The sequence below is a fragment of the Streptomyces sp. NPDC046122 genome, assembly GCF_056429965.1.
Genome location: NZ_JBWKLQ010000004.1, coordinates 153364 through 177399, shown reverse-complemented (window position 1 = coordinate 177399; position 24036 = coordinate 153364). Strand labels below are relative to the sequence as shown.

Sequence of the window (24036 nt, the reverse complement as noted above, 5' to 3'; positions counted from 1 at the left end):
CCCATGAAGATTCACAAGTACGACACCGTCATCGTCGGCGCCGGCGGCGCGGGCATGCGCGCGGCCATCGAGTCGACGAAGCGCAGCCGCACCGCCGTGCTGACGAAGCTGTACCCCACCCGGTCCCACACGGGCGCCGCGCAGGGCGGCATGGCCGCCGCGCTGGCGAACGTGGAGGAAGACAACTGGGAGTGGCACACCTTCGACACGATCAAGGGCGGCGACTACCTGGTCGACCAGGACGCCGCCGAGATCCTGGCGAAGGAGGCCATCGACTCGGTCCTCGACCTGGAGAAGATGGGCCTGCCGTTCAACCGCACGCCGGACGGCACCATCGACCAGCGGCGCTTCGGCGGCCACTCCCGCAACCACGGTGAGGCCCCGGTCCGCCGGTCCTGCTACGCGTCGGACCGCACCGGCCACATGATCCTCCAGACGCTGTACCAGAACTGCGTCAAGGAGGGTGTGGAGTTCTTCAACGAGTTCTACGTCCTGGACCTGCTCATGCAGGAGGTCGACGGGGTCCGCAGGTCCGCGGGCGTCGTCGCGTACGAGCTGGCGACCGGCGAGATCCACGTCTTCCAGGCGAAGGCCGTCATCTTCGCCTCCGGCGGCACCGGCAAGTTCTTCAAGGTGACGTCGAACGCCCACACCCTGACCGGTGACGGCCAGGCCGCGGCGTACCGCCGCGGGCTGCCGCTGGAGGACATGGAGTTCTTCCAGTTCCACCCGACGGGCATCTGGCGCATGGGCATCCTGCTGACGGAGGGCGCCCGCGGTGAGGGCGGCATCCTCCGCAACAAGGACGGCGAGCGCTTCATGGAGAAGTACGCGCCGGTCATGAAGGACCTCGCGTCCCGTGACGTCGTCTCGCGCTCCATCTACACGGAGATCCGTGAGGGCCGCGGCTGCGGTCCCGAGGGCGACCACGTCTTCCTCGACCTCACGCACCTGCCGCCGGAGCAGCTCGACGCCAAGCTCCCGGACATCACCGAGTTCGCTCGTACGTACCTGGGCATCGAGCCGTACACGGACCCGATCCCGATCCAGCCGACCGCGCACTACGCCATGGGCGGCATCCCGACGAACGTCAGGGGTGAGGTCCTCGCGGACAACACCACGGTCGTTCCGGGTCTGTACGCCGCCGGTGAGGTCGCCTGCGTCTCGGTGCACGGCGCGAACCGCCTGGGCACCAACTCGCTGCTCGACATCAACGTCTTCGGCAAGCGCGCCGGCATCGCCGCGGCGGAGTACAGCGCGACGGCCGACTACGTCGAGCTGCCCGAAGACCCTGCGTCGCTCGTCGTCGCGCAGGTCGAGCGCCTGCGCAACTCCACCGGCACCGAGCGGGTCCACGACCTGCGCCGTGAGCTGCAGGAGACGATGGACGCCAACGTGATGGTGTTCCGCACCGAGCAGACGATCAAGACCGCGGTCGAGAAGATCGGCGAGCTGCGCGAGCGCTACCTGAACGTGTCCATCCAGGACAAGGGCAAGCGGTTCAACACCGATCTCCTCGAGGCCATCGAGCTGGGCAACCTGCTCGACCTGGCCGAGGTCATGGCCGTGTCCGCCCTGGCGCGCAAGGAGTCCCGCGGCGGGCACTACCGCGAGGACTTCCCGAACCGCGACGACGTCAACTTCATGCGCCACACCATGGCGTACCGCGAGGTCGGCGACGACGGCACCGAGTCGATCCGTCTCGACTACAAGCCGGTCGTCCAGACCCGCTACCAGCCGATGGAGCGTAAGTACTGATGGCTACCCCGACTCTGGAAAAGGTCGACGACGCGAAGCCCGCGGCCGTCCCCTCTCCGTACATCACCGTCACGTTCCGGATCCGCCGCTACAACCCGGAGATCTCCGCCGAGGCCGAGTGGCAGGACTTCCGGATCGAGATCGACCCGAAGGAGCGCGTGCTCGACGGTCTCCACAAGATCAAGTGGGAGACCGACGGCACGCTGACCTTCCGCCGCTCGTGCGCGCACGGCATCTGCGGCTCCGACGCCATGCGGATCAACGGCAAGAACAGGCTCGCCTGCAAGACGCTGATCAAGGACATCAACCCGGAGAAGCCGATCACGATCGAGGCCATAAAGGGCCTCACGGTCCTCAAGGACCTCGTGGTCGACATGGACCCGTTCTTCCAGGCGTACCGCGACGTCATGCCCTTCCTCATCACGAAGGGCAACGAGCCGACGCGCGAGCGTCTGCAGTCCGCCGAGGACCGTGAGCGCTTCGACGACACCACCAAGTGCATCCTGTGCGCCGCGTGCACGTCGTCGTGTCCGGTGTTCTGGAACGACGGCCAGTACTTCGGCCCGGCGGCGATCGTCAACGCGCACCGCTTCATCTTCGACTCGCGCGACGAGGGCGGCGAGCAGCGCCTGGAGATCCTGAACGACAAGGACGGCGTGTGGCGTTGCCGCACGACGTTCAACTGCACGGACGCCTGCCCGCGCGGTATCGAGGTCACCAAGGCCATCCAGGAGGTGAAGCGCGCGCTGATCACGCGTCGCTTCTAGCCCTTCCGGCTGTACGTACGAAAGGCCCCGGCCCCCGGTTCTCACCGGAGGCCGGGGCCTTTCGCCGTCATGTGCCACTATCAGGACATTGCAGGCGCGCCGAGGGGAGCACCGGGAAGCATGAGCGATCAGAATCCGAACCCGTACGCGGCGGACGGCGATCCGCGGGGCGACTACCAGTGGGGCCCGGTCCCCGGCTACGGCTACCCCGGCCCCGCGCCCGGCCCCGGCGGGCCGCCGCAGTATCAGCCGGCGCTTCCGGGGGCGCCGGTGCCCGGGGGCTTCGCGCCGGCTCCGCTCATGTGGCTCGGGGACATCACCGTCCTGCCCGACTCCGTCGTCACGCCGTCCGGCACGATGCCGCTCAAGGGCGCGGTGTGGACGGTGACGGACATGTCCCGGACCGAGGAGCGGATGCCGGCGGTCGCGGTCGTCCTCGCCGTCGTGTTCTTGGTGTTCTGCCTGCTCGGTCTGCTGTTCCTGCTGATGCGGGAGAAGGTGACGACCGGCTGGATCCAGGTCACGGTCACCAGCGGCGGCCGTCACCACTCCACGGTCGTCCCGGCCCTCGGTCCGCACACCTTCCCCCTGGTCATGGGCCAGGTCAACTACGCCCGCTCGCTGAGCGCCTGAGGCGCGCACGGCGCACTGCCGCGACGCCCTCGGCGTACGCGCCGGGGCGTCAGCTCCCGGCCGGCATGTCGAGCGCGGCTCCGTAGAGGCGGGAGACCCGGATGCGGATCTCCACGCGGCGGTCGGGGTCCGGCTGCTCCTGGGACGCGGCGGCGGACTCGCCCGCCGGGTCGATGATCTCCGCCTTGCCCTCGGCGACCGCGAAGGACCATACGTCCGGGCCGCTGACGTGCAGCGACGCGTGCGGGTCGCGGCGCAGCTGGCGCACCTTGAGGCGGGCGGCGGTGGACGAGACGCTCAGGACCCGCTGCTCGGCGTCCCAGGAGTAGAGCACGGTGGACAGGTGCGGGTGGCCCGTGCTCCTGACGCTCGCGAGCACGCCGAACTGCTGCTGCCGCAGCAGGGCGGTCAGTTCGTCGTCCGTGAGCGCCCGGGGCGGCACACCGTCGTTCTTCGTGGGAGCGTTCGCGTTCATCGGGAGCGGCCTTTCGTGTGATGGTCTGTCAGACAGTAACGCCGCGAGGGGCCTTGGGTGCGCCGCCGCCCCGGGAGGCGCTGTCGCCCCGGCCGGCCGGCTCGGGGCGGGCGGGGCCGCGCAGCATCGTGGCGGCGACGGCGAAGGCGGCGCCCAGGAGACCGGCGCCCACCGCGCACCGTCGGCCACGAGGCTTTCGGTGGCGGTCTCTCCTGTCCGTCGGACGACGAGTGAGACCGTAGCAGATTGTTTCGTTAAAGACTATTTCTTTCGGTACCGCTCAGCCTTCACTTCCGGGACTGGCGCGCGCGGCGAGCCGGACGCGGGAGGTCTGCGGGGACGGCCAGACCGTCGCCGGCCAGTCGCTCGAGGGCGCGCAGCAGCACCTCCCGGTCGGCGTCGGGGAGTGCCGCCAGGGCCTCCTCGTGCACGCGGTCGACGATCTCCTGGCTGCGGACGGCCACGCGGGCACCCTCTTCCGTGACGGCGATGATCCGCGCCCGCCGGTCCGTGCTGGAGGGGCGGCGCTCGGCGAGGCCCGCCTTCTCCAGCGCGTCCACCGTCACCACCATCGTGGTCTTGTCCATGTCGCCGATCTCGGCGAGCTGGATCTGCGTGCGTTCCTCTTCGAGCGCGTGCACGAGGACGCAGTGCATACGGGCCGTCAGGCCGATCTCGGCGAGCGCGGCCGACATCCGGGTGCGCAGCACATGACTGGTGTGGTCGAGGAGGAAGGACAGGTCGGGTTCCGTGCGGGCGGGCGTCATGGCGGTCATGCAGCCAGCGTAACAATTCGATCCGTTGCGGATTATCCAAAAGAGGCGGATCCCCTCGCCAAGCCCCGCTTCGCAGCGGGCGACAGTCGCCTTGAACATGTTCAAAAAGAGGTCTAGATTCATTCCTGCCAGCCTTTTGAACACGTTCAAGAAGGGGTGGGGTATGGACCTCACTGTTGTCGCGTACGCCGTTTACCTGCTGATCAGCGTCGGGCTCACCGTCTGGGTCGCGCGCACCCTCAGCCGCAACGGACGCATCTTCATCGCCAGCGTCGTGCGCGGTGACGAGAAGCTCGCCGACGCCGTCAACCACCTGCTGGTGGTCGGCTTCTACCTCGTCAACCTCGGCTTCGTCACCCTGTACCTCAAGGCGGCGGAGACCGTCGAGAACGCCCGGGGACTCTTCGAGGCGCTCTCGGTGAAGATCGGCGTGGTCCTGCTCGTCCTCGGCGTCATGCACCTCGGCAACGTCTGGGTCCTCAACAAGATCCGGCGGCGCTCCGTCATGGAGCGCGAGCAGCTCCCGCCGGTCCCGCCGCAGGGCTGGACCACCACCGCCGCCGCCGGGGCGTGAGCGCGATGAGCGGGCTCCCGGTCAGCAGACTGACCGTGCTGTACGACGCCCAGTGCTCCCTCTGCGTCCACCTGCGGAACTGGCTGCTGCGCCAGCGTCAGCTCGTACCGCTGGACCTCGTGCCCGCCGGCTCGGTCGAGGCGCGGCGCAGGTACCCCCGCCTCGACCACGAGCGCACCCTGCGGGAGATCACGGTCATCGGCGACAAGGGCCAGATCTACGGCGGACCCGCCGCCTGGGTGGTCTGCCTCTGGGCACTGGCCGAACACCGCTCCAAGGCGAACTGGCTCGCCACCCCGGCGGGTGCCCCCTTCGTACGGGTGACGATGCTCGCGGCGGCCAAGTACCGGCAGGTGACGACGGCCGGTGCGCCGGGAGCGGGTGTGCCGGTGCCCTGCGACGACCGGTGCGCCGTACCCGGTTAGGCTCGGACACCGTGACTGAAGACAAGGCCCCCAAGAGCGAGCAGACCCGCACGCTCATCCTCGAAACCGCCCTCCGGCTCTTCCAGGACCGCGGTTACGACAAGACGACCATGCGGGCCATCGCCAAGGAGGCGGGGGTCTCCACAGGCAACGCGTACTACTACTTCGGTTCCAAGGAACACCTGGTCCAGGGCTTCTACGACCGGATCGCCGCCGAGCACCAGGCGGCGGTCCGTCCCGTACTGGACCGGGAGACCGACCTGGAGGTGCGGCTGGCCGGGGTGCTGAAGGCGTGGCTGGACATCGCGGCGCCGTACCACGAGTTCGCGGCCCAGTTCTTCAAGAACGCGGCGGACCCCGAGAGCCCGCTGAGCCCCTTCTCCCCCGAGTCGGAGCACGCCCGCGAGGCCGCCATCGCCGTCCACCGGGAGGTGCTCGCCGGCTCCAGGGCCAAGGTGCCCGAGGAACTGCGGGACATACTCCCCGAGTTGATGTGGCTCTCCCAGATGGGACTGGTTTTGTACTGGGTCTTCGACCGTTCCGAGGACCGGGACCGCAGCCACCGCCTCGCCGAACGCGGCGCCCGCCTCACCACACGCGGGGTCGCGCTCGCCCGCTTCCGGGTGCTGCGTCCGCTCGTCCGCGAGGTGCACGAGCTGTTCACGGACTTCCTGCCGGGCATGGCCGAGGCGGCGGCCGCCCGCGCCAAGGGCTGAGACCGCCGCCCGGTCCGGCTCCCCGGCGGGGGCCGGACCCCGGCTACGCCTGGCGGGACTCCAGTTCCACCACGGTGATGTCGGACTCGGCGCCCACCCGGACCGGCGGGCCCCACGCGCCCGCGCCCCGCGAGACGTACAGCTGCGTGTCGCCGTACCGCTCGAGCCCGGCGACCGTCGGGTTCGCCTGGGCGGCGATGTAGTTGCCGGGCCAGAGCTGGCCGCCGTGGGTGTGACCGGACAGCTGCAGGTCGACCCCGTGGCGTACGGCGTCGTGGATGACGATCGGCTGGTGCGCGAGCAGAACGGACGCGCGGGACCGGTCCCGGTCGCCCAGCGCCCGTACGAAGTCGGGGCCCTGGCCCTCCCGCTCGCCCGCCACGTCGTTGACCCCGGCGAGGTCGAAGCCGGCGATCTCGACGCGGTCGTTCTCCAGCGGCTTCAGTCCCAGCTCGCGCACGTGGTCGACCCACTGCTCGGCGCCGGAGAAGTACTCGTGGTTGCCGGTCACGAAGAACGCTCCGTGCCGGGCCTTGATCCGCGCCAGCGGTTCGGCGGCGTGGCCGAGGTCGGCCACGCTCCCGTCGACCAGGTCGCCGACGACCGCGACCAGGTCGGGCTGGGCGGAGTTGATCGTGTCGACGATCCGCTGGGTGTGCGCGCGTCCGAGGATCGGCCCGAGGTGGACGTCGCTGACGACGGCGATGCGGAACCCGTGCGCGCCGCGCGGCAGTTTCGCCAGCGGCACCCGGACCCGCTTCAGCCGGGGCCCGCGCAGCACTCCGTACGTTCCGTACCCCACGGTCCCCAGCGCGGCCACGGCCGCACCCGCGCCGACCACCCGCGAGACGAACAACCGCCGCGAGAAGTCCCCGGAGGCGGTGGATCCGGCGGGCCCGTCGGACGCGACCGCGGGCGTGACCACGGGGGGCGCGGGCGGTGCGGGTTCCGTCACGGTGTCCGTGCCGCCGGCGGCGGGGGCGGACGCGGAGACGGACGCGGAGACGGACGCGGACGTAGAAGCGGCAACGGCAGCGGGCGCGGACGACGCGTCGGCGGTGGCGCGCGTCGGCGGGTTCGGGCCGGTGCCGGCGGCCGGGCCGGGCTCCGGCGTCCCGGGAACGGGCCCGGCGGGGGGCGTCCCGCCGCCGCGCACCGCGGAGTCCCGGCGGCCCAGCACCCGGCGCAGCAGCGGCCGTACCGCCTCGCCGACCACCAGGGCCATCACCAGGTACAGCAGCACCGCCAGCCACAGGTACCCGGGCCACGCCAGCACCTGCTGCACCCGGAACGGCGCACGCGCCTGCGACGCGACGATCGTCCCGACGGACAGCAGCGGCAGCACGACGGCCGCGACGGTCCCCGCCCGCCGGGCGGCGCCGCCCGGCAGGGTCGTGTCGCGGACCAGCCGGCGCCACACGTACCAGTGGGCCCCGGCGAGCAGGCCGAGGACCGAAAGCGCGATGAGAACGAAGACGACGACCACTGTTATCCCTGGCTCCGCTCACGTCGCAGGGCCCGCACACCACGGAACCCGATCACCCCAACCGCCGTCCCCAGAAGAAAGGACGTGACGGCAAGCAGCAGATGCACCCAGAAGTACGCAGTCGGGTCACCCGCGTCGTCGAAGGCGAGCCCGCTGCCGTCCTTCCACAGATTTTTAACGAAAGTGACCCAGATGAACCAGCTCCACACCCCGAAGGCGAGCAGGAACCAGGAGACGGAGCGGCTGAGCTTCATGGAGCCAGTATCGCCGCCGGCCCCCGGGGCCCACTGCCGGGGTGCGGGCCGGGGGGCCGGCGCCCCTGCTGGGCCGACCCGGCCCGGCTCACGGCGGTTCACCGCCGCCATGTCCACAACCACAGACACGCCCTGTACGTTCACGTTCGTGTCTGCCGTCAAAAGGACCGCGCTGACGGTCCTCTCCGCCGCGCTGCTGCCCGCACTCACCGCACTTCCCGCGCAGGCGGCCGTCGCGGACGACAAGCCGGGCGCCAAGCAGCCGCAGCCGCCCGCGTCGATGTCGACGGTCGGCGGGGCCCAACTCGGCCTGCCCGGCACGCAGGTGCGTCTCGGTCAGGGCGCGCCGGTCCTCCCCAAGGAGGTGAGCGGCCGGTCGTGGATCGTCGCCGACGCGGAGTCGGGCGACGTACTCGCCGCGCACAACGCCCACTGGCGGCTGCCGCCCGCGTCCACCCTGAAGATGCTCTTCGCGGACACGGTCCTGCCCCGTCTGTCGAAGTCGCAGGTCTACAAGGTGAAGGACAGCGACCTGGCGGGCGTCGGCGCGGGCAGCAGCCTCGTCGGCATCAAGGAGGACCACACGTACTCCGTCCACGACATGTGGCTGGGGGTGTTCCTGAGGTCCGGCAACGACGCCGTGCACGTCCTGTCGGAGATGAACGGCGGCTGGACCAAGACCGCCCAGGACATGCAGGCGCACGCCGAGGAACTCCAGGCACTCGACACCACCGTCGTCTCACCCGACGGTTACGACGCCAAGGGCCAGGTCAGCAGCGCGTACGACCTGACGCTCATCGCCCGCAGCGGCATGCAGAAGAAGGACTTCCGGGAGTACTGCTCGACGACGACCGCCACCTTCCCCGGCGAGAAGAAGAAGGGGAAGAAGCGCGAGAGCTTCGAGATCCAGAACACGAACCGCCTGCTGACGGGAGCCTGGGGCGTCGAGCCGTACAAGGGTCTGGCGGGCGTCAAGAACGGCAACACCACCCACGCGGGCGCGACGTTCACGGGTGTCGCGCAGCGCGGCGAGCGGGTGCTGCTCGTGACGGTCATGAACCCGTCCGCCAGTGAGGGCAGCGCCGTCTACAAGGAGGCGGCCCGCCTGCTCGACTGGGGCTTCGAGGCGTCCGGCAAGGTCACGCCGGTCGGCGAACTGGTCCCGCCGAAGTCGGCCGACACGGGGCAGGGCGCGCCGGCCGCCCAGGGCAAGGGCGGCAGCGGCAAGGGCGCGGGCACCGGTGACACCGCCGGCGCCGAGGACACGCGGACGCAGCTCGCGGCGGACGACGACGGCGCGGGGGGCGGTGGCGTCGGCACCGCGCTCGCCGTCGCGGGCGGCGTACTGGTGGTACTGGCCACCGGAGTCCTCCTGGTCAACCGGCGCTGGCCGCTGCCCGCCCTGTCCCGTCGCCGGCGCCGGTAGGGGGCGCGCCGGGGGGAGCGGAGCGGCGGGGCGGGGGGCTGCCCTCGCCGCCGGCGGGGTCCTCGCCGTCCGCGTCGTCCGCGTCGTCGGTCCGGGCCTCGCGGTCCTCGTCGGTCCGGGCCTCGCCGTCCGTCCGGGCCTCGTCCCCGGACTCCGCGCCCTCCGCCGCCAGCTCGTCGGCGTGCCGCGTGGCCGTCCAGGCCGCGCAGCACAGCAGCAGCTTCGCCGTGAAGTTGATCCACAGCAGCAGGGCGACGGGGACGCCGAACGCGCCGTACATGCTCTTCGCCGCGACGCCCTTCATGTAACTGCCGAGCAGCACCTTGAGCAGCTCGAAGCCGACCGCGCCGATGAGCGACGCGGTGATCAGCCGGTGCCTCACCGGGTGCACCCCCGGCAGCAGCGTCAGGACGTACAGCAGGATCAGGAAGTCCGCCCCGACGGCGAGGACGAGCGCGGCGATCTGCAACAGCACGCCGCCCGCGCCGCTCTCGGAGACGCCGATCCGCTCGGCGGTCCAGCCGACGGCCGTCGAGCCGATCGAGGAGGCGGCCCAGGACGAGAGCCCGATCAGGCCGAGGCCGGCCAGCACCCCGCCGTCCTTGAGCTTGCGCAGGAAGAAGTTGCCCTCGTCGGTGTCGTCCAGGTCCCAGACCGCCCGCAGGCACTCGCGCATCGATCCGACCCAGCCGATGCCGGTGACGAGGAGCAGGGCTCCGGCGACGACGCCGATGGTGCCCGCGTTCTCCACGAGGGACGCGAGGTCGAGCTGGCCGGAGATGCCGGGAACCTGCTCGGCGATCTTGCTCTCCATGCGGCGCAGCCGGTCGTCGGAGAGCAGGGCCGCGCCGATCGCGGCGGCGACCGTGATCAGCGGGAACAGCGCGAGGAAGCTGATGAAGGTGATCGCGGCGGCCAGCCGGGTCCAGTGCACGCGGTCGAGCGTTTCGTACGTGCGCCACGCGTGCGTGAACGTCAGCCGGGTCAGGAACGGGCCGACGACGGGGAGGTTCTTCAGCCAGTCCATGACGTCTGTCTACCCCGCGGGGCGAAAACCAGTGTCCGTGTCCCCCAGAAGCGCAGCACCGTCGCGAGCGCCATGCCGACGACCGCTCCGGAGAAGGTGTCGGCGCGCACGGAGGTCAGCCCGAGTCCGTGGTGCGACACGGCGACGCAGAGCAACTGGACCGCCGCGCCGGCGACGTTGACGGCGAAGAAGACGGCGTACTGCCGCACCCGCACCCGTACGCCGGCCGCCGGCTCCCCCGCCGTCCGCCGCCGGCAGGCGCCGAGCGCGTTCCCCGCGTACGCGACCGTGCACCCGGCGACGAAGGACAGCGCCTTCGCCGTGAGCGGGTCATGGCCGAGCGGGCCGCGCAGCCAGACGAACAGCGCGAGGTCGACGGCGTACGCACAGCCGCCGGCCAGCGCGAAGGCGCGCAGTTCGGCCCAGGTCACGCCCGCTGTCGCCCCTTTCACAGATCGGCCACCGCGAGCCCGTACATCGCCACCCAGACCAGGCCGATGACGGCCAGCCCCCGGTCGCGCAGGACGACGTCCTCCGGGGCTCCGGCCGTCCCCCGGTCCGCGAACACGGCGTACCGCAGCACGGAGAGGATGAACGGGACCATCGACAGCTGGCGCCACGGCAGCAGGCTGCCGTTGGCCGTGCCGCCGCTCTCCAGCGCCCACAGGCAGTACCCGAGTACGGCGACCCCGGCCGCGAGCTGCCAGACGAAGCGCAGGTAACCGGTGGTGTATTCGCCGAGCAGAGCGCGTGTGGCGCCGCGCTTCCCCGGGCGGGCGGCCATCTGCACGGCCTCGGAGTAGCGCTTGGCGGCGACCATGAAGAGCGCGCCGAAGCCCGCGGTGATCAGGAACCAGCGGGAGAGGGGGATGTCCAGCGCGACGCCGCCGATCATCGCGCGCATCAGGAAGCCGGTCGTGACGACGACGAGATCCACGACGAGGACGTGTTTCAGCCACACGCAGTACGCGAGCTGCATGACGACGTACGTCGTGAGGAGCGCGGCCGTCATCGGGTTGCAGAGCAGGGCCGCGAAGGCCGCCGCGAAGACGGCGAGGAGCGCCCCGGCCGCGTACGCCACGGGCACGGGGACCTGTCCGGCGGCCACGGGGCGGCGGCACTTGACCGGGTGCGCGCGGTCGGCGGCGGCGTCGCGGGCGTCGTTGATCAGGTAGACGGCCGACGCGGCGGCGGTGAACAGCGCGAAGACGACCGCGAGTTGGGCGACGGCACCGGAGGAGGCCGGCTCGCCGGCGGCGACCGGTGCGGCGAGGACCAGTACGTTCTTGACCCACTGGCGGGGGCGCGCGGTGCGCAGCAGCCCGGCGGGCAGGCTGAGCGGCCGCCGTCCCGGCGCTCTCGGCGGCGCGGCGCGGCGGGGCTGGCCGATGACGGCGGTGGCGGGGTGACTGGCCGGGGCGGTGCGGGCGCCGGTGGGTCGGGTGCTGCGGGTCTGGGGGCCGCGCGTGCTCGGGCCGTGCTGGGTGGGGCTGTGGGTGCTGGTGGTACTGCTGCTGCGCTCAGGCATGGGCGGCGCCTCCTTCGGCCACGGTCGGGCGGGGGGCCACGCCCACGGGGACGGCGGCCCGCGCCGAGGCGGTGGCGCTCGCGCCGTCGGCGGCAGCGGGGGCGGTGGTGGCGCGGGCGGTGGCGCTCGCGCCGTCGGCGGCAGCGGTGGCGGCCGCGCGTGCGGTGGCGGACGGCTCCGTCATCCAGGCCGCGCCGAGCCCCGCGGTGATCCCGCCCAGCAGGGCGCCGGCCACCACATCCGTCGGGTAGTGCACCCCGACCACCAGCCGGGACACGCACATCGCGGCCGCCAGCGGCGGCACGAGCCGGCGGCCGGCGGGGCGCAGCGCCCCGAAGGCCACCGCCGCGGCGGCGGCCGACGCCGCGTGCGAGCTGGGGAACGAGTGCCGCCCCGCGGTGCTCACCAGCGGCTCCAGCGCGGCGAGTCGGGGGCGGGCGCGGCGTACGGCCAGTTTGAGGGCCATGCTCGCCAGGTGCGCCGTACCGATCAGCGCCGTGCCCCGCAGCCAGGCGCGGCGGCGCTCGTGGTCGGCCCCCGCGCCGACCAGACCGGCCGCGATCCACACGGCGCCGTGCTCGCCGCACCACGAGAGCCCCCGGGCGGCGGCCGCCACGCGTGGGTCCGTGCCGCAGTCCCGCATGGCCGACAGCAGACGGCGATCAACCTCTCGCATCTGTCACCCCTCTTCCCTAGCGGCGGCCCGGCCGGTCGGCCGGGCGCAGGCAAGGGGCAACGCTGCTCGGATTAAGCAGACTAGTCATGCTAATTGCCTTCGACACACCACCAATCACCCGTTCGCCCAGCACAACAGGCGATTTACGTCATAGTGATGTTTAGGGGCGATACGGTCCTTGTCATGCCTGTCGACACCGCCCCAGTGGAAGTGACCGGTTGGGGCCGCACGGCCCCGACCACCGCCGCCCGCGTGGTCCGGCCGCGCTCGTACGAAGAGGCGGCGGCCGCGGTGCTCGACTGCGCGGCGCACGGCGCGCGTGGCGGCATCGCGCGCGGACTCGGCCGGGCGTACGGCGACGCGGCGCAGAACGCGGGCGGCTCCGTCCTCGACATGACCGGCCTCGACCGCATCCGCGCGATCGACGCCCGGGCCGGTGTCGTGGAGTGCGACGCGGGCGTGAGCCTGCACCGGCTGATGGAAGTCCTGCTGCCGCTCGGCTGGTTCGTGCCGGTGACGCCCGGGACGCGGTACGTGACCGTGGGCGGCGCGATCGGCGCCGACATCCACGGCAAGAACCACCACGGCTCGGGGTCCTTCTCCCGTCACGTCCTCTCGCTCGAACTGCTCACCGCCGACGGCGAGGTGCGCACCGTTCCCGCCGGCACCGACCTCTTCGACGCCACGGCGGGCGGCATGGGCCTGACCGGCGTCATCCTCTCGGCGACCGTCCGACTCCACCCCGTGCAGACCTCGTTGATGAGCGTCGACACCGAACGGGCCGCCGACCTCGACGACCTGATGGCCCGCCTCACCGCCACCGACCACCGCTACCGCTACTCGGTCGCCTGGATCGACCTGCTCGCGCGCGGCGCGGCCATGGGGCGCTCCGTACTCACCCGGGGGGAGCACGCCCCCCTGGACGCGCTCCCGGCGCGCGCCCGCCGGGAGCCGCTCGCGTTCCGGCCGGGCAGGCTGCCGGCCGCACCCCGCTTCGTACCGGAAGGGCTGCTCGGCCGCGCGTCCGTGGGGCTGTTCAACACGCTCTGGTACCGCAGGGCCCCCCGCGCCCGGACCGGCGAGCTGCAGAAGCTGTCGGCCTTCTTCCATCCGCTGGACGGGGTCCCGCACTGGAACCGGATCTACGGGCGCGGCGGCTTCGTCCAGTACCAGTTCGCCGTCGGGTACGGGCAGGAGGAGGCCCTGCACCGGATCGTCGGCCGCATCTCGCGGCGGCGCTGCCCGTCGTTCCTCGCCGTGCTCAAGCGGTTCGGCGACGGCGATCCGGGCTGGCTGTCCTTCCCGGTGGCCGGCTGGACCCTCGCGCTGGACATCCCGGCCGGCCTGCCGGGGCTCGGCGCGTTCCTCGACGCGCTCGACGAGGAGGTCGTCACGGCCGGCGGCCGCGTCTACCTGGCGAAGGACTCCCGGCTGCGGCCGGAACTGCTCGCCGCGATGTATCCGCGGCTGCCCCGGTTCCGGGCGCTGCGCGCGGAGCTCGATCCGGGGGGCGTCTTCACGTCGGACCTCTCCCGCCGCCTTTCCCTCTGACCGACGGTCGCGGCCGTCGCCGTCCAGCCCCAGGAGCGCATCAATGAAGGACGCCTTCGGCACCCCCCAGTCCCTGCTCGTCCTCGGCGGCACGTCCGAGATCGGGCTCGCGACGGCCCGTCGCCTGATCGCCCGGCGCACCCGTACGGTCTGGCTGGCCGGCCGCCCCTCCCCCTCGCTGGAAACGGCGGCCGCCGGGCTGCGGGTGCTGGGCGCCGAGGTCCGTACCGTCGCCTTCGACGCGCTGGATCCCGTGGCGCACGAGGAGAAGCTCGGCAAGGTCTTCACCGAGGGCGACATCGACATGGTCCTGCTGGCCTTCGGTGTGCTCGGCGACCAGGCGCACGACGAGGAGCAGCCCCTGTCGGCTGTCCGGGTCGCGCAGACCAACTACACGGGCGCGGTGTCGGCCGGCCTGGTGTGCGCCAAGGCGCTCCAGGGCCAGGGCCACGGCTCCCTGGTCGTGCTGTCGTCGGTGGCGGGCGAGCGGGCCCGCCGTGCGAACTTCATCTACGGGTCGAGCAAGGCCGGCCTGGACGCCTTCGCGCAGGGCCTGGGCGACGCGCTGCACGGCACGGGCGTGCACGTGATGGTCGTACGCCCCGGATTCGTCCGCTCGAAGATGACGGCGGGCCTGCCCGAGGCCCCGCTGGCCACCACGCCGGAAGCGGTGGCCACGGCGATCGAGGTGGGGCTGCGGCGGCGCTCGGAGACGGTGTGGGTGCCGGGGACGCTGCGTGCGGTGATGACGGCGCTGCGCCACGTGCCGCGGCCGCTGTTCCGGCGTCTGCCGGTCTGAGCGCGGCCCGGCGGGGTCAGGAGCGGAGCGAGGGGGCCGCGGGCTGGTCGACCGGTGAGTTCTGGGCCGGTACGACGCCCGCCGCCCCGCCCCCGAACACGTACTCCCGGAGCTTGCGCCACACCCCGTCGGAGCCCTGCTCGTACAGCGCGAACCCGGCGCACGCCCACTGCGCCTCGTAGTCGGCCAGCTCCTCGTACGCCCGGTCCATCCCCTCCTCGGAGATGCCGTGGGCGACCGTGACGTGCGGGTGGTACGGGAACTGGAGCTCGCGCACCAGCGGCCCGGACGCGTCCCTGACCCGCTTCTGGAGCCAGGAGCAGGCCGCAGCGCCCTCGACGACCTGCACGAAGACGACCGGGGACAGCGGGCGGAACGTACCCGTGCCGGACAGCCGCATCGGGAAGGAGCGCCCGGACGCCGCGACCTGCGCGAGGTGCGTCTCGACGGCCGGCAGCAGCGCCGCGTCGACCTCGGTCGGCGGGAGGAGGGTGACATGCGTGGGGATGCCGTGTGCGGCGGGATCCCCGAAGCTCACGCGCCGCTCCTGGAGCAGGCTGCCGTACGGCTCCGGGACCGCGATCGAAACGCCGAGCGTTACGGTCCCCACGTCGTTCTCCTCCGTCGTCCGGTGCGTCCTGTGTGGCGCCTGTGTGTCCTGCCAGTGTGCAGTGTGGCGGGCGCGGAGGCCCTGTGACCAGAGTCCTTGGTCCGGAGTTCCGGCCCGCGTCCCGTGCTCAGTGCTTGGCGGGCAGCAGACCGACCTTCTCGTAGGTCTGTGCGAGGGTCTCGGCGGCGACCGTGCGGGCCTTCTCCGCACCCTTGGCCAGGATCGAGTCCAGCGTCTCCGGGTCGTCCAGGTATTCCTGGGTGCGCGTGCGGAACGGAGTGACGAAGTCCACGACCACCTCGGCGAGGTCCGTCTTGAGCGCGCCGTACATCTTGCCCTCGTACTTCTTCTCCAGCTCGTCGACGGTCTCGCCGGTGAGCGTGGAGTAGATGGTGAGGAGGTTGCTGACGCCCGGCTTCTCCACGGCGTCGTAGCGGATCACGGTGTCCGTGTCCGTGACCGCGCTCTTGATCTTCTTGGCGGTCACCTTGGGCTCGTCGAGCAGGTTGATGAGGCCCTTCGGCGTCGACGCCGACTTGCTCATCTTGATCGCCGGCTCCTGGAGATCGAAGATCTTCGCCGTCTCCTTGAGGATGTACGGCGCCGGGATCGTGAACGTGTCGCCGAAGCGGCCGTTGAAGCGCTCGGCGAGGTCGCGGGTCAGCTCGATGTGCTGGCGCTGGTCCTCGCCGACCGGGACCTGGTGGGCCTGGTAGAGCAGGATGTCCGCGACCTGGAGGATCGGGTACGTGAAGAGGCCGACAGTGGCGCGGTCGGAGCCCTGCTTGGCGGACTTGTCCTTGAACTGCGTCATCCGGGAGGCCTCGCCGAAGCCGGTGAGGCAGTTCATGACCCAGCCGAGCTGGGCGTGCTCGGGCACGTGGCTCTGGACGAACAGCGTGCAGCGGTCCGGGTCCAGACCGGCGGCCAGCAGCTGGGCGGCGGCTAGCCGGGTGTTGGCGCGCAGCCCCGCGGGGTCCTGCGGGACCGTGATCGCATGCAGGTCGACGACCATGTAGAAGGCGTCGTGGGATTCCTGCAGGGCGACCCACTGGCGTACGGCGCCAAGGTAGTTGCCGAGGTGGAACGAGCCTGCGGTGGGCTGGATGCCGGAGAGCACGCGAGGACGATCAGAGGCCATGAACTCATTCTCTCAGGTGTGGAACGCAACTCGGCTCTCCGGTGCGTCAAGAGGGTGAGGAGGCGGGAGGCGGCCCCGGAGGTCAGCCGCACCGGCGCCGACGCGGCCGCGGTGCTCGCGCGCGGGGCGGCCGGGAGGCCCGGGGCGTACGGGGAACCGGTGCGCGCCCGCGCGGGAATCGCGCGCGGGGCCGCCGTGGCCCTCCAAGCTGCGGCTGAGCGGGAGGACGCGGTGCGGGCGGCCTGCCGCGAGGCGTGCGGGTGGCCGGGGCGCTGCGAGGACGGTCCGGCCTTCCGTCCGTGGTTGCTGCGGATTGTCGCGAATGAGACGAGAAACACAGCGGGCCCGGCGGGTCGGCCGACGGACCGCCACACACCGGGAGGCGGCCCGCCCGCCGCTTCGCCGGCGCGTGGCGGACGTGGGCCCCGGGCCCTGTGGCGCCGGGCCCGGAGCCGCACGCCGGCGGCTTCCGGTCAGCCCGTCGCGAGGCCCGGCGCCGGGAAGGCGGCCATGAGGTCCGCGACCTCGGCGCGGATCGCGGCGAGTGCCTCCTCGTCGCCGGTGCGGGCGGCGGTGACGCCCCGGTCGATCCACTCGGCGACGGCCGGCATGTGGTCGGCGGTGAGTCCGCGCGACGTGAGGGACGGCGTGCCGATACGGATGCCGGACGGGTCGAACGGCTTCCTCGGGTCGTACGGGACGGTGTTGTAGTTGACGACGATGCCGGCCCGGTCGAGGGCCTTGGCCGCCACCTTGCCCGGCACGTCCTTGGGGGTGAGGTCCATCAGGATCAGATGGTTGTCGGTGCCGCCGGAGACCAGCTCGAAGCCGCGGGCGAGCAGCGCCTGCGCCAGCGCCCGGGCGTTGGCGACGACCGCGTGCGCGTAGTCGCGGAAGGAGGGCTGGGCCGCCTCGTGCAGGGCGACGGCGATGGCGGCCGTGGTCTGGTTGTGCGGACCACCCTGGAGGCCGGGGAAGACGGCCTTGTCGATGGCCTTGGCGTGCTCCTCGCGGGACATCAGCATCGCGCCGCGCGGGCCGCGCAGGGTCTTGTGCGTGGTGGTGGAGACGACGTCGGCGTGCGGGACCGGTGACGGGTGCGCGCCGCCCGCGATCAGTCCGGCGATGTGGGCGACGTCCGCGACCAGGACCGCGCCGGACTCCCGGGCGATCTCCGCGAACGCCGCGAAGTCGATGGTCCGGGGGAGGGCGGTGCCCCCGCAGAAGATCAGCTTCGGGCGCTCCTTGAGCGCGAGGTCGCGCACCTCGTCGAAGTCGATGAGCCCGGTGTCCTGGCGTACGCCGTACTGGACGCCGCGGAACCACTTGCCGGTGGCCGAGACGCCCCACCCGTGGGTGAGGTGGCCGCCCATCGGCAGGGCCATGCCCATCACGGTGTCGCCGGGCTCGGCGAAGGCGAGGTAGACGGCGAGGTTGGCGGGCGAGCCGGAGTAGGGCTGGACGTTGGCGTGCTCGACGCCGAACAGGGCCTTGGCGCGGTCGGTGGCGAGCCGCTCGACCTGGTCGATGTTCTGCTGGCCCTCGTAGTAGCGCCGGCCCGCGTAGCCCTCGCTGTACTTGTTCTGCAGCACGGTGCCGGAGGCTTCGAGAACAGCCTGCGAGACGTAGTTCTCGCTCGGGATCAGGCGCAGGGTGTCGGCCTGGAGCTGTTCCTCGGCGCCGACGAGTGCCGCCAGTTCGGGGTCCGTCGCCGACAGGGCGGGGTGGCTGAGCGGGAGCCGCGCAGGGCGGCTGAGCGGGAGATTCATCGTGTCCTCCGGGGCGACGGTCGGTGTCCGGTCGTGATCCCGGGGTGCCCAGGCGGGCGGCACCTCGTGCTGATGTTCCCGTACGGCTTCCCCGCGGTCCGTTCCGCGTACGCCAGTCGCCGTGCGTACCGACACCCTAGCGGCCGCACCGCCGCGCATGGTTTCTTCGTCCGGCATGCGAGCGACGATAGAAAGGGGCGGCTTTGCCGCCCCTCGCCGGATGGATTTGTTTCGACGATCGGAGAACCCGTGTCGACCACCCAAGCCGCCATCGCCTCTGCCGAGGCGCACAGCGCGCACAATTACCATCCTCTGCCCGTCGTCGTCTCGTCGGCGGACGGCGCCTGGATGACCGACATCGAGGGGCGCCGCTACCTCGACATGCTCGCCGGGTACTCCGCGCTCAACTTCGGCCACAACAACCGCCGCCTCGTCGAGGCCGCCAAGGCACAGCTCGACCGGGTGACACTGACCTCCCGGGCCTTCCACCACGACCGCTTCGCCGAGTTCTGCTCCCAGCTCGCCGACCTGTGCGGCATGGACATGGTGCTGCCGATGAACACCGGCGCCGAGGCCGTGGAGACGGCGGTGAAGACGGCCCGCAAGTGGGGCTACAAGGTCAAGGGCGTGCTCGACGGCACGGCGAAGATCATCGTCGCGGCGAACAACTTCCACGGCCGTACGACGACCGTCGTCAGCTTCTCCACGGACCACGAGGCACGGGCGGACTTCGGCCCGTACACGCCCGGGTTCGAGATCGTTCCGTACGGCGACCTGACGGCGCTCGACGCGGCGATGACCGACAACACCGTGGCCGTCCTGCTCGAACCGATCCAGGGCGAGGCCGGCGTCCTGGTGCCGCCGGCCGGGTACCTGGCGGGCGTGCGGGAGTTGACCCGCGAGCGGAACGTTCTCTTCGTCGCCGACGAGATCCAGTCCGGCCTCGGGCGTACGGGAAAGACCTTCGCCTGCGAGCACGAGGGCGTCGTCCCCGACATGTACGTCCTGGGCAAGGCGCTCGGCGGCGGAGTCGTGCCGGTGTCCGCCGTCGTGTCGTCGGCCGAGGTGCTGGGCGTGTACGGGCCGGGCGAGCACGGTTCGACGTTCGGCGGGAATCCGCTGGCCTGCGCGGTGGGGCTCGAGGTCGTCGCCATGCTGCGCACCGGCGAGTTCCAGCAGCGCGCCACCGAGCTCGGCGACCACCTGCACCAGCAGCTGGGCCTGATGGTGGGCGGCGGCGCGGTCGAGGCGGTGCGCGGGCGCGGGCTGTGGGCGGGCGTGGACGTCACGCCGTCGCACGGCACCGGCCGGGAGATCTCCGAGAAGCTGATGGACCGGGGCGTCCTGGTCAAGGACACGCACGGCTCGACGATCCGGATCGCCCCGCCCCTGGTGATCAGCAAGGAGGACCTGGACTGGGGTCTCGACCAGCTGGGCGCGGTCCTGGCCGGTTAGGCGGGGCCGGCGTCGGGAGGCGGGCGGCGCAGGTCGCCGCCCACGCCGGCGTCCGGTGTTCGCCGGGGGATGCCCCGGCGAACGCCGGACGCGGCGGGCGGTCCGTCAGAGGATGACGTGCGGCAGGAACCGGGCGTACTCGTCCGTGACGAGGCCCGAGGACTCCCGGATGCCGAGGCCCGCCGCCTCGTTCTCGACGACCCACGCGCCGAGCACCACCCGGTTGCCGTCGAAGTCCGGCAGGGGCGCCAACTCCTGGTAGCAGAAGCCCGGGCCGTCCGCGGCGGCGGCGCCCGGCTCCCCGCCCGGCGCGTGCACCGTGACGCCCGCGCCCTCGCGGCCGAGCAGCGGCTTGGCTACGTACCCGGGGCCGCCGGGGGCCGCCAGTTCGCGCGGGCCGTCGAGGTAGGCGGCGAGCAGGTTCGGGTGGCCGGGGTAGAGCTCCCAGAGGATCGCCAGCAGCGCCTTGTTGGAGAGCAGCATCTTCCAGGCCGGCTCGATCCACATGGTGGTGCCGGTGCCGCCGCCGTTGTCGAGGGTGTTCACGACGTGCGGGCCGAAGCGGTCGGTCGTCAGCCATTCCCAGGGGTAGAGCTTGAAACAGCTGCGGATGAAGCGCAGCCGGCCGTCGACGAAGCGGCCCGAGAGCCGGTCCCAGCCGATCTGCTCGACGGAGAGCGCCTCGGTTTCCAGTCCCGCCTGCTGCGCGGTCTCGCGCAGGTAGGCGACGGTCATCAGGTCCTCGCCGAGTTCGTCGCCGTCCGAGTGGACGAAATGCAGCGGCCCGGGCGGCAGGAGGTGCGCCTGGTGCTTCCACGCGTCGACGAGCCGCTCGTGCAGGGAGTTCCACTGGTCGGCGCCGGGGAAGCGCTCCTCCATCCAGAACCACTGCGGGCTGGCGGCCTCCACCAGCGAGGTGGGCGTGTCGGCGTTGTACTCCAGCATCTTGGCGGGGCCCGTGCCGTCGTACCGGAGGTCGAACCGCCCGTAGACCGACGGGAGTTCGGCGCGCCGCCGCCACGAGGCGGCGACGCGGGAGGCCAGCCGCGGGTCCGTGATGCCGAGGTCGGCGAAGCGGTCGTGCTCGACGATGTGCGCGGCGGCGGCCAGGCACATGGCATGCAGTTCCTCGACGGCCTCCTCCATCGCCTCGACCTCGGGGAGCGAGAACGCGTAGTACGCGCTCTCGTCCCAGTACGGGCGCAGCGACCCGTCGGGGAAGCGGGTCAGCGGGTAGACGAGGCCCTGCTCCTCGACGGTCCGCTGCCAGCCGGGGCGGGGTTCGATCGTGTGTCGCTTCATCGGTTCGTGCCTGCGTACCCGGGCCCCGGAGGCCCTGTCAGCCGCCGCCGGAGCCGGAGGAGCCGAAGCCGCCCCGGTCGACCGCGGACTTGTCGAAGCTGCCGTCGGTGACCTTGCCGTCGCTGACGCGGCCGCCGTAGTAGTACCTGCCGGTGCTGTTGCCGTCGTCGTCGCACTTGTAGTCCGGCAGCACTTCCTGCGTGACCGGGTCCACGCACCGCCGGTCCGGCTCCGACCCGCAGGCAGTGAGCGTCGCCGCGAGGACGCCCATGCCGCCGAGCAGGACCGTGCCCGACCTCAGCTTGCGTCGTCCAACCGCCATGTCCCGGCCACTCCCCCGTCGATCGAACAGATTCTCAGAACCGCCCGACAGACTAGAGGGCCCGCCGCCGCCGCCGGAACCGGGTGCGCGATCGTCCCCCCTCTAGAGTCGGTTTCGTGCTCCTTGGGATGATCTGCGCCCTCTCGTCGGCGGTCTGCATCGGTACGGCTTCCGTACTCCAGGCCGTCGCGGCCCGCGCCGCGCAGCCCGGCACCGGCAGCGGGGTCGACGTGACGCTGCAGCTGCGCGCCATGCGCCAGTGGCGCTATCTCGTGGGTCTCGCGCTCGACGGCCTGAGCTTCGCGCTGCAGATCGTCGCGCTGCTCACCATCCCGATCTACGCTGTCGAGGCGTCCCAGGCCGCGAGCCTCGCCGTGACGGCGGTGGTCGCCGCGCGCGTCCTGAGCGTCCGCCTCAGGGGCCTGGAGTGGACCGCGGTGGCCGTGGTCTGCGCGGGCCTGGCGATGATCGGGCTCTCCGTCGGCGCGGAGGGCGGAAGCGACGGCCCGCCGGCCCTGCGGTACGCCCTGCTCGGCGTCGCCTTCGCCGTGCTGTTCGCCGGCGCGGTGGCGGGCCGCCTGCCGGGCCGGGCCCGCGCCCTGGTGCTCGGGTTCGGCGCGGGCACGGGCTTCGGGGTGGTGTCGGTGTCCGTGCGGCTGATCGACGACCTGGCGCCGTCGGCGCTCGTGGTCAATCCGGCCGTGTACGCGCTCCTGCTGGCCGGCGGCACGGCGTTCCTCCTCCTCACGTCGGCGTTCCAGCGCGGCTCGGTGACCACGGCGACGGCGGGCATGGTGGTCGGCGAGACGATCGGGCCCGCCGTGGTGGGCGTGGTGTGGCTCGGCGACCGCACACGGGAGGGTCTGGCGGTGCCGGCGGCCGTGGGCTTCGCGGTGGCGGTGGCGGGTGCGCTGGCCCTCGCGAGGTTCGGGGAGGCGGCCGCCGAGCAGGTGACGGACGAGACGCCCCCGGCGTCTTCCGTACGGGACTGAGGCCCGCGACGGGAACTCTCCGCAATGGTTTATCGTTCATCTTTACGTGGGAAGGGACGCGCCGCCGCAAGGCGGCCGACGGGCCCGCCCACGCACGAGCCCCGGTCGGTCTCCCCCGTCCGGCCGGGGCTCCCCCCTCTCCCGGCGGCCGTGCGACCCCCGCCCCTCACGGCAGCGCTCGGCACAGGGCGTCCAGGGTGCCGCTCCACGCGCTGTCCGGCGGTGTGGCGTACCCCACGACCAGCGCGTCCCGGTCCCCCCGCACCGACGGATGGCGGAAGCTGCCGAGACCCGCCAGCGCCAGCCCCTGCCACGCGGCCGCCTGCACCACCGAGCGCTCCGTCCCGGCCGGCAGCTCCAGGACGGCGTGCAGCCCCGCCGCGATCCCGGTCACCCGTACGCCGGGCGCCCGCTCCGCCAGCGCCTGCACCAGCTGGTCGCGCCGCCGCCGGTAGCGCAGCCGCATCGCGCGCACGTGACGGTCGTACGCGCCGGAGCGGATGAACTCCGCGAGCGTGAGCTGGTCCAGGGAGCCGGACATCCAGTCGACCACGCCCTTCGCCGCCGCCACCTCCTCCGCCAGCGCCCCGGGCAGCACCATCCAGGCCAGCCGCAGCCCCGGTGCGAGCGACTTGCTCGCCGTCCCCAGGTAGACGGCGCGCTCCGGATCGAGGCCCTGGAGGGCGCCGACCGGCTGCCGGTCGTAGCGGAACTCGCCGTCGTAGTCGTCCTCCAGGATCAGCCCGCCGGTGGAGCGCGCCCAGTCGACGGCGGCCGAGCGCCGGTCCGGCCGCAGCGCGACCCCGGTCGGGAACTGGTGGGCCGCCGTCAGCAGCACCGCTCCCGCGTCCGGCAGCTCCCCCAGCTCGCCGGTGCGCGATCCGTGCGCGTCCAGTCCCAGCGCCGGGGTGCCGAGGCCCGCCTCGGAGAAGACCTCCCGGTGGAACGGGAGCCCGTACGACTCCACCGCCACCCCCCGTACGCCCCGCCGGGCCAGCACCTTCGCGACGAGCATCAGTCCGTGCAGGAAGCCCGAGCAGACGACGACCCGCTCCGGCGCGGCCCGCACGCCCCGCGCCCGCGCGAGGTACTCCGCGACGGCGGTCCGCAGCTCGGCGCGCCCCCGCGGATCGCCGTAGCCGAACGCGTCGTGCGGCGCGGCCGTCAGCGCGCGCCTGGCGGCCCTGAGCCACTCCGCCCGCGGGAAGGACGCGAGGTCGGGGCTGCCCGGCATGAGGCTGTACGCCGCCTCGCGCCGCGCGCCCCGGCGCGGCACGGCGGGGGCGACCGGCTGCTCGCGCGGCACGGCCCGCCGCGCGACGCGGGTGCCCGAGCCCTGGCGGGCGGTGAGCCAGCCCTCGGCGACCAGTTCGGCGTACGCCCCGGCGACGGTGTTGCGGGCGACGCCCAGGTCGGCGGCGAGCGACCGGGAGGACGGCAGCCGTGTCCCGGGGGCCAGCCTGCCCGTGCGGACGGCTTCGCGCAGGGCGTCCGTCAGGCCCGTCCGCAGCCCGGAGGCGCCGAGCTCCACATGCAGGTCGACACCGTAAGTGGCCCACGAATCCGTCACGGGA

At 72.5% G+C, this 24036-nt stretch carries 26 protein-coding genes and 1 riboswitch; of the genes, 11 read left to right on the top strand and 15 right to left on the bottom strand.

The features are described from left to right. Positions 1-3 precede the first annotated feature (3 nt). From sdhA to AC07FK_RS13905, 3 genes are all read left to right on the top strand, one after another. On the top strand, positions 4-1758 hold the full coding sequence (sdhA, locus tag AC07FK_RS13915; RefSeq protein ID WP_479105101.1) for a succinate dehydrogenase flavoprotein subunit: 1755 nt from the start codon (positions 4-6) through the stop codon (positions 1756-1758). Further along, entirely contained in the window at positions 1758-2525 is a 768-nt protein-coding gene (locus tag AC07FK_RS13910; RefSeq protein WP_479105100.1) for a succinate dehydrogenase iron-sulfur subunit, read from the top strand. The genes sdhA and AC07FK_RS13910 overlap by 1 nt, the downstream gene beginning before the upstream one ends. Positions 2526-2645: 120 nt before the next feature. Further along, positions 2646-3158 (top strand): hypothetical protein, encoded by a 513-nt coding sequence (locus tag AC07FK_RS13905; RefSeq protein ID WP_479105099.1) that lies wholly within the window; start codon positions 2646-2648, stop codon positions 3156-3158. Positions 3159-3207: 49 nt separating this feature from the next. Here the strand turns inward: AC07FK_RS13905 and AC07FK_RS13900 are convergent, their stop codons facing one another. The 3 genes from AC07FK_RS13900 to AC07FK_RS13890 form a co-directional block, all read right to left on the bottom strand. Further along, positions 3208-3633 carry a pyridoxamine 5'-phosphate oxidase family protein gene (locus AC07FK_RS13900; protein WP_479105098.1) on the bottom strand — a complete coding sequence of 142 codons (426 nt, stop codon included), beginning with the start codon at positions 3631-3633 and terminating at the stop codon, positions 3208-3210. A gap of 28 nt (positions 3634-3661) precedes the next feature. Further along, positions 3662-3805 (bottom strand): hypothetical protein, encoded by a 144-nt coding sequence (locus AC07FK_RS13895; protein ID WP_479105097.1) that lies wholly within the window; start codon positions 3803-3805, stop codon positions 3662-3664. A 115-nt stretch (positions 3806-3920) separates the two neighbouring features. Then, on the bottom strand, positions 3921-4409 hold the full coding sequence (locus AC07FK_RS13890) for a MarR family winged helix-turn-helix transcriptional regulator (RefSeq protein WP_479105096.1): 489 nt from the start codon (positions 4407-4409) through the stop codon (positions 3921-3923). A 163-nt stretch (positions 4410-4572) separates the two neighbouring features. Here AC07FK_RS13890 and AC07FK_RS13885 point away from each other — a divergent pair, with 163 nt between their 5' ends. Genes AC07FK_RS13885 through AC07FK_RS13875 form a run of 3 tightly spaced genes read left to right on the top strand, consistent with a single transcriptional unit; the run spans position 4573 to position 6124 of the window. Continuing rightward, positions 4573-4983, top strand: coding sequence for a hypothetical protein (locus AC07FK_RS13885; RefSeq protein WP_479105095.1), 411 nt, complete (start codon positions 4573-4575; stop codon positions 4981-4983). Between the two features lie 5 nt (positions 4984-4988). Beyond that, positions 4989-5408, top strand: a complete 420-nt coding sequence (locus AC07FK_RS13880) for a thiol-disulfide oxidoreductase DCC family protein (RefSeq protein ID WP_479105094.1) — start codon at positions 4989-4991, stop codon at positions 5406-5408. Between the two features lie 11 nt (positions 5409-5419). Next, positions 5420-6124 carry a TetR/AcrR family transcriptional regulator gene (locus AC07FK_RS13875; protein WP_479105093.1) on the top strand — a complete coding sequence of 235 codons (705 nt, stop codon included), beginning with the start codon at positions 5420-5422 and terminating at the stop codon, positions 6122-6124. 43 nt (positions 6125-6167) lie between these two features. On the opposite strand, the gene AC07FK_RS13870 is transcribed toward AC07FK_RS13875, so the two are convergent. After that, positions 6168-7610, bottom strand: a complete 1443-nt coding sequence (locus AC07FK_RS13870) for a metallophosphoesterase (RefSeq protein ID WP_479105092.1) — start codon at positions 7608-7610, stop codon at positions 6168-6170. A gap of 2 nt (positions 7611-7612) precedes the next feature. Beyond that, positions 7613-7864, bottom strand: a complete 252-nt coding sequence (locus AC07FK_RS13865; protein WP_138898446.1) for an SCO4848 family membrane protein — start codon at positions 7862-7864, stop codon at positions 7613-7615. Positions 7865-7973: 109 nt separating this feature from the next. Here AC07FK_RS13865 and AC07FK_RS13860 point away from each other — a divergent pair, with 109 nt between their 5' ends. Next, positions 7974-9290 (top strand): D-alanyl-D-alanine carboxypeptidase family protein, encoded by a 1317-nt coding sequence (locus AC07FK_RS13860; RefSeq protein ID WP_479105091.1) that lies wholly within the window; start codon positions 7974-7976, stop codon positions 9288-9290. Here AC07FK_RS13860 and AC07FK_RS13855 read toward each other — a convergent pair. Genes AC07FK_RS13855 through AC07FK_RS13840 form a run of 4 tightly spaced genes read right to left on the bottom strand, consistent with a single transcriptional unit; the run spans position 9241 to position 12521 of the window. After that, a complete protein-coding gene (locus tag AC07FK_RS13855) occupies positions 9241-10317 on the bottom strand; it encodes a YihY/virulence factor BrkB family protein (RefSeq protein WP_479105090.1) in 1077 nt (358 codons plus the stop codon). The genes AC07FK_RS13860 and AC07FK_RS13855 overlap by 50 nt on opposite strands. Beyond that, on the bottom strand, positions 10305-10748 hold the full coding sequence (locus tag AC07FK_RS13850) for a GtrA family protein (RefSeq protein WP_479105089.1): 444 nt from the start codon (positions 10746-10748) through the stop codon (positions 10305-10307). The genes AC07FK_RS13855 and AC07FK_RS13850 overlap by 13 nt, the downstream gene beginning before the upstream one ends. Positions 10749-10765: 17 nt before the next feature. After that, positions 10766-11845: a decaprenyl-phosphate phosphoribosyltransferase gene (locus AC07FK_RS13845; protein ID WP_479105088.1), complete on the bottom strand. Its 1080-nt coding sequence runs from the start codon at positions 11843-11845 to the stop codon at positions 10766-10768. Further along, positions 11838-12521, bottom strand: a complete 684-nt coding sequence (locus AC07FK_RS13840; RefSeq protein WP_479105087.1) for a phosphatase PAP2 family protein — start codon at positions 12519-12521, stop codon at positions 11838-11840. Before AC07FK_RS13840 ends, AC07FK_RS13845 begins: the two co-directional genes overlap by 8 nt. A 183-nt stretch (positions 12522-12704) precedes the next feature. Here AC07FK_RS13840 and AC07FK_RS13835 point away from each other — a divergent pair, with 183 nt between their 5' ends. Together AC07FK_RS13835 and AC07FK_RS13830 are read left to right on the top strand one after the other, a co-directional pair. After that, positions 12705-14072, top strand: coding sequence for an FAD-binding oxidoreductase (locus AC07FK_RS13835; protein ID WP_479105086.1), 1368 nt, complete (start codon positions 12705-12707; stop codon positions 14070-14072). 43 nt (positions 14073-14115) lie between these two features. After that, positions 14116-14871, top strand: a complete 756-nt coding sequence (locus tag AC07FK_RS13830) for a decaprenylphospho-beta-D-erythro-pentofuranosid-2-ulose 2-reductase (protein WP_479105085.1) — start codon at positions 14116-14118, stop codon at positions 14869-14871. Between the two features lie 16 nt (positions 14872-14887). Here the strand turns inward: AC07FK_RS13830 and AC07FK_RS13825 are convergent, their stop codons facing one another. From AC07FK_RS13825 to AC07FK_RS13815, 3 genes are all read right to left on the bottom strand, one after another. Then, complete coding sequence (locus AC07FK_RS13825; RefSeq protein WP_479105084.1) at positions 14888-15481, bottom strand: 2'-5' RNA ligase family protein; 594 nt, start codon at positions 15479-15481, stop codon at positions 14888-14890. Between the two features lie 127 nt (positions 15482-15608). Beyond that, positions 15609-16622 carry a tryptophan--tRNA ligase gene (gene trpS, locus AC07FK_RS13820; protein ID WP_479105083.1) on the bottom strand — a complete coding sequence of 338 codons (1014 nt, stop codon included), beginning with the start codon at positions 16620-16622 and terminating at the stop codon, positions 15609-15611. Positions 16623-17095: 473 nt separating this feature from the next. Further along, positions 17096-18391 carry a serine hydroxymethyltransferase gene (locus AC07FK_RS13815; protein ID WP_479105082.1) on the bottom strand — a complete coding sequence of 432 codons (1296 nt, stop codon included), beginning with the start codon at positions 18389-18391 and terminating at the stop codon, positions 17096-17098. Positions 18392-18430: 39 nt separating this feature from the next. Further along, a riboswitch (ZMP/ZTP riboswitch) is annotated at positions 18431-18521 on the bottom strand. A gap of 119 nt (positions 18522-18640) precedes the next feature. Between AC07FK_RS13815 and rocD the strand changes: the two genes are divergently transcribed. Further along, the gene (rocD, locus tag AC07FK_RS13810) at positions 18641-19846 is read left to right on the top strand and encodes an ornithine--oxo-acid transaminase (RefSeq protein ID WP_479105081.1); all 1206 of its coding nucleotides are present in this window, start codon (positions 18641-18643) and stop codon (positions 19844-19846) included. A gap of 105 nt (positions 19847-19951) precedes the next feature. On the opposite strand, the gene AC07FK_RS13805 is transcribed toward rocD, so the two are convergent. Both AC07FK_RS13805 and AC07FK_RS13800 read right to left on the bottom strand, forming a co-directional pair. Further along, positions 19952-21148 carry a glutathionylspermidine synthase family protein gene (locus tag AC07FK_RS13805; RefSeq protein ID WP_479105080.1) on the bottom strand — a complete coding sequence of 399 codons (1197 nt, stop codon included), beginning with the start codon at positions 21146-21148 and terminating at the stop codon, positions 19952-19954. 37 nt (positions 21149-21185) lie between these two features. Then, on the bottom strand, positions 21186-21470 hold the full coding sequence (locus AC07FK_RS13800; protein WP_479105079.1) for a hypothetical protein: 285 nt from the start codon (positions 21468-21470) through the stop codon (positions 21186-21188). Between the two features lie 128 nt (positions 21471-21598). On the opposite strand from AC07FK_RS13800, the gene AC07FK_RS13795 reads away from it, so the two are divergent. Beyond that, entirely contained in the window at positions 21599-22462 is an 864-nt protein-coding gene (locus AC07FK_RS13795) for a DMT family protein (RefSeq protein ID WP_479105455.1), read from the top strand. A gap of 166 nt (positions 22463-22628) precedes the next feature. Here AC07FK_RS13795 and pdxR read toward each other — a convergent pair whose 3' ends face one another. After that, on the bottom strand, positions 22629-24032 hold the full coding sequence (gene pdxR / locus AC07FK_RS13790) for a MocR-like pyridoxine biosynthesis transcription factor PdxR (protein ID WP_479105078.1): 1404 nt from the start codon (positions 24030-24032) through the stop codon (positions 22629-22631). Positions 24033-24036 lie beyond the last annotated feature (4 nt).

What these genes read in the sequence shown, in the direction of transcription:
- AC07FK_RS13885 (WP_479105095.1), top strand. Translation starts at nt 4,573, where the DNA reads ATGGACCTCACTGTTGTCGCGTACGCCGTTTACCTGCTGATCAGCGTC.
- AC07FK_RS13830 (WP_479105085.1), top strand. Translation starts at nt 14,116, where the DNA reads ATGAAGGACGCCTTCGGCACCCCCCAGTCCCTGCTCGTCCTCGGCGGC.
- AC07FK_RS13865 (WP_138898446.1), bottom strand. Translation starts at nt 7,864, where the DNA reads ATGAAGCTCAGCCGCTCCGTCTCCTGGTTCCTGCTCGCCTTCGGGGTG.
- AC07FK_RS13815 (WP_479105082.1), bottom strand. Translation starts at nt 18,391, where the DNA reads ATGAATCTCCCGCTCAGCCGCCCTGCGCGGCTCCCGCTCAGCCACCCC.
- AC07FK_RS13880 (WP_479105094.1), top strand. Translation starts at nt 4,989, where the DNA reads ATGAGCGGGCTCCCGGTCAGCAGACTGACCGTGCTGTACGACGCCCAG.
- AC07FK_RS13860 (WP_479105091.1), top strand. Translation starts at nt 7,974, where the DNA reads ATGTCCACAACCACAGACACGCCCTGTACGTTCACGTTCGTGTCTGCC.
- AC07FK_RS13805 (WP_479105080.1), bottom strand. Translation starts at nt 21,148, where the DNA reads ATGAAGCGACACACGATCGAACCCCGCCCCGGCTGGCAGCGGACCGTC.
- AC07FK_RS13835 (WP_479105086.1), top strand. Translation starts at nt 12,705, where the DNA reads ATGCCTGTCGACACCGCCCCAGTGGAAGTGACCGGTTGGGGCCGCACG.
- AC07FK_RS13840 (WP_479105087.1), bottom strand. Translation starts at nt 12,521, where the DNA reads ATGCGAGAGGTTGATCGCCGTCTGCTGTCGGCCATGCGGGACTGCGGC.
- trpS (WP_479105083.1), bottom strand. Translation starts at nt 16,622, where the DNA reads ATGGCCTCTGATCGTCCTCGCGTGCTCTCCGGCATCCAGCCCACCGCA.
- AC07FK_RS13800 (WP_479105079.1), bottom strand. Translation starts at nt 21,470, where the DNA reads ATGGCGGTTGGACGACGCAAGCTGAGGTCGGGCACGGTCCTGCTCGGC.
- AC07FK_RS13900 (WP_479105098.1), bottom strand. Translation starts at nt 3,633, where the DNA reads ATGAACGCGAACGCTCCCACGAAGAACGACGGTGTGCCGCCCCGGGCG.
- AC07FK_RS13910 (WP_479105100.1), top strand. Translation starts at nt 1,758, where the DNA reads ATGGCTACCCCGACTCTGGAAAAGGTCGACGACGCGAAGCCCGCGGCC.
- sdhA (WP_479105101.1), top strand. Translation starts at nt 4, where the DNA reads ATGAAGATTCACAAGTACGACACCGTCATCGTCGGCGCCGGCGGCGCG.
- AC07FK_RS13890 (WP_479105096.1), bottom strand. Translation starts at nt 4,409, where the DNA reads ATGACCGCCATGACGCCCGCCCGCACGGAACCCGACCTGTCCTTCCTC.
- AC07FK_RS13845 (WP_479105088.1), bottom strand. Translation starts at nt 11,845, where the DNA reads ATGCCTGAGCGCAGCAGCAGTACCACCAGCACCCACAGCCCCACCCAG.
- AC07FK_RS13905 (WP_479105099.1), top strand. Translation starts at nt 2,646, where the DNA reads ATGAGCGATCAGAATCCGAACCCGTACGCGGCGGACGGCGATCCGCGG.
- AC07FK_RS13855 (WP_479105090.1), bottom strand. Translation starts at nt 10,317, where the DNA reads ATGGACTGGCTGAAGAACCTCCCCGTCGTCGGCCCGTTCCTGACCCGG.
- AC07FK_RS13795 (WP_479105455.1), top strand. Translation starts at nt 21,599, where the DNA reads ATGATCTGCGCCCTCTCGTCGGCGGTCTGCATCGGTACGGCTTCCGTA.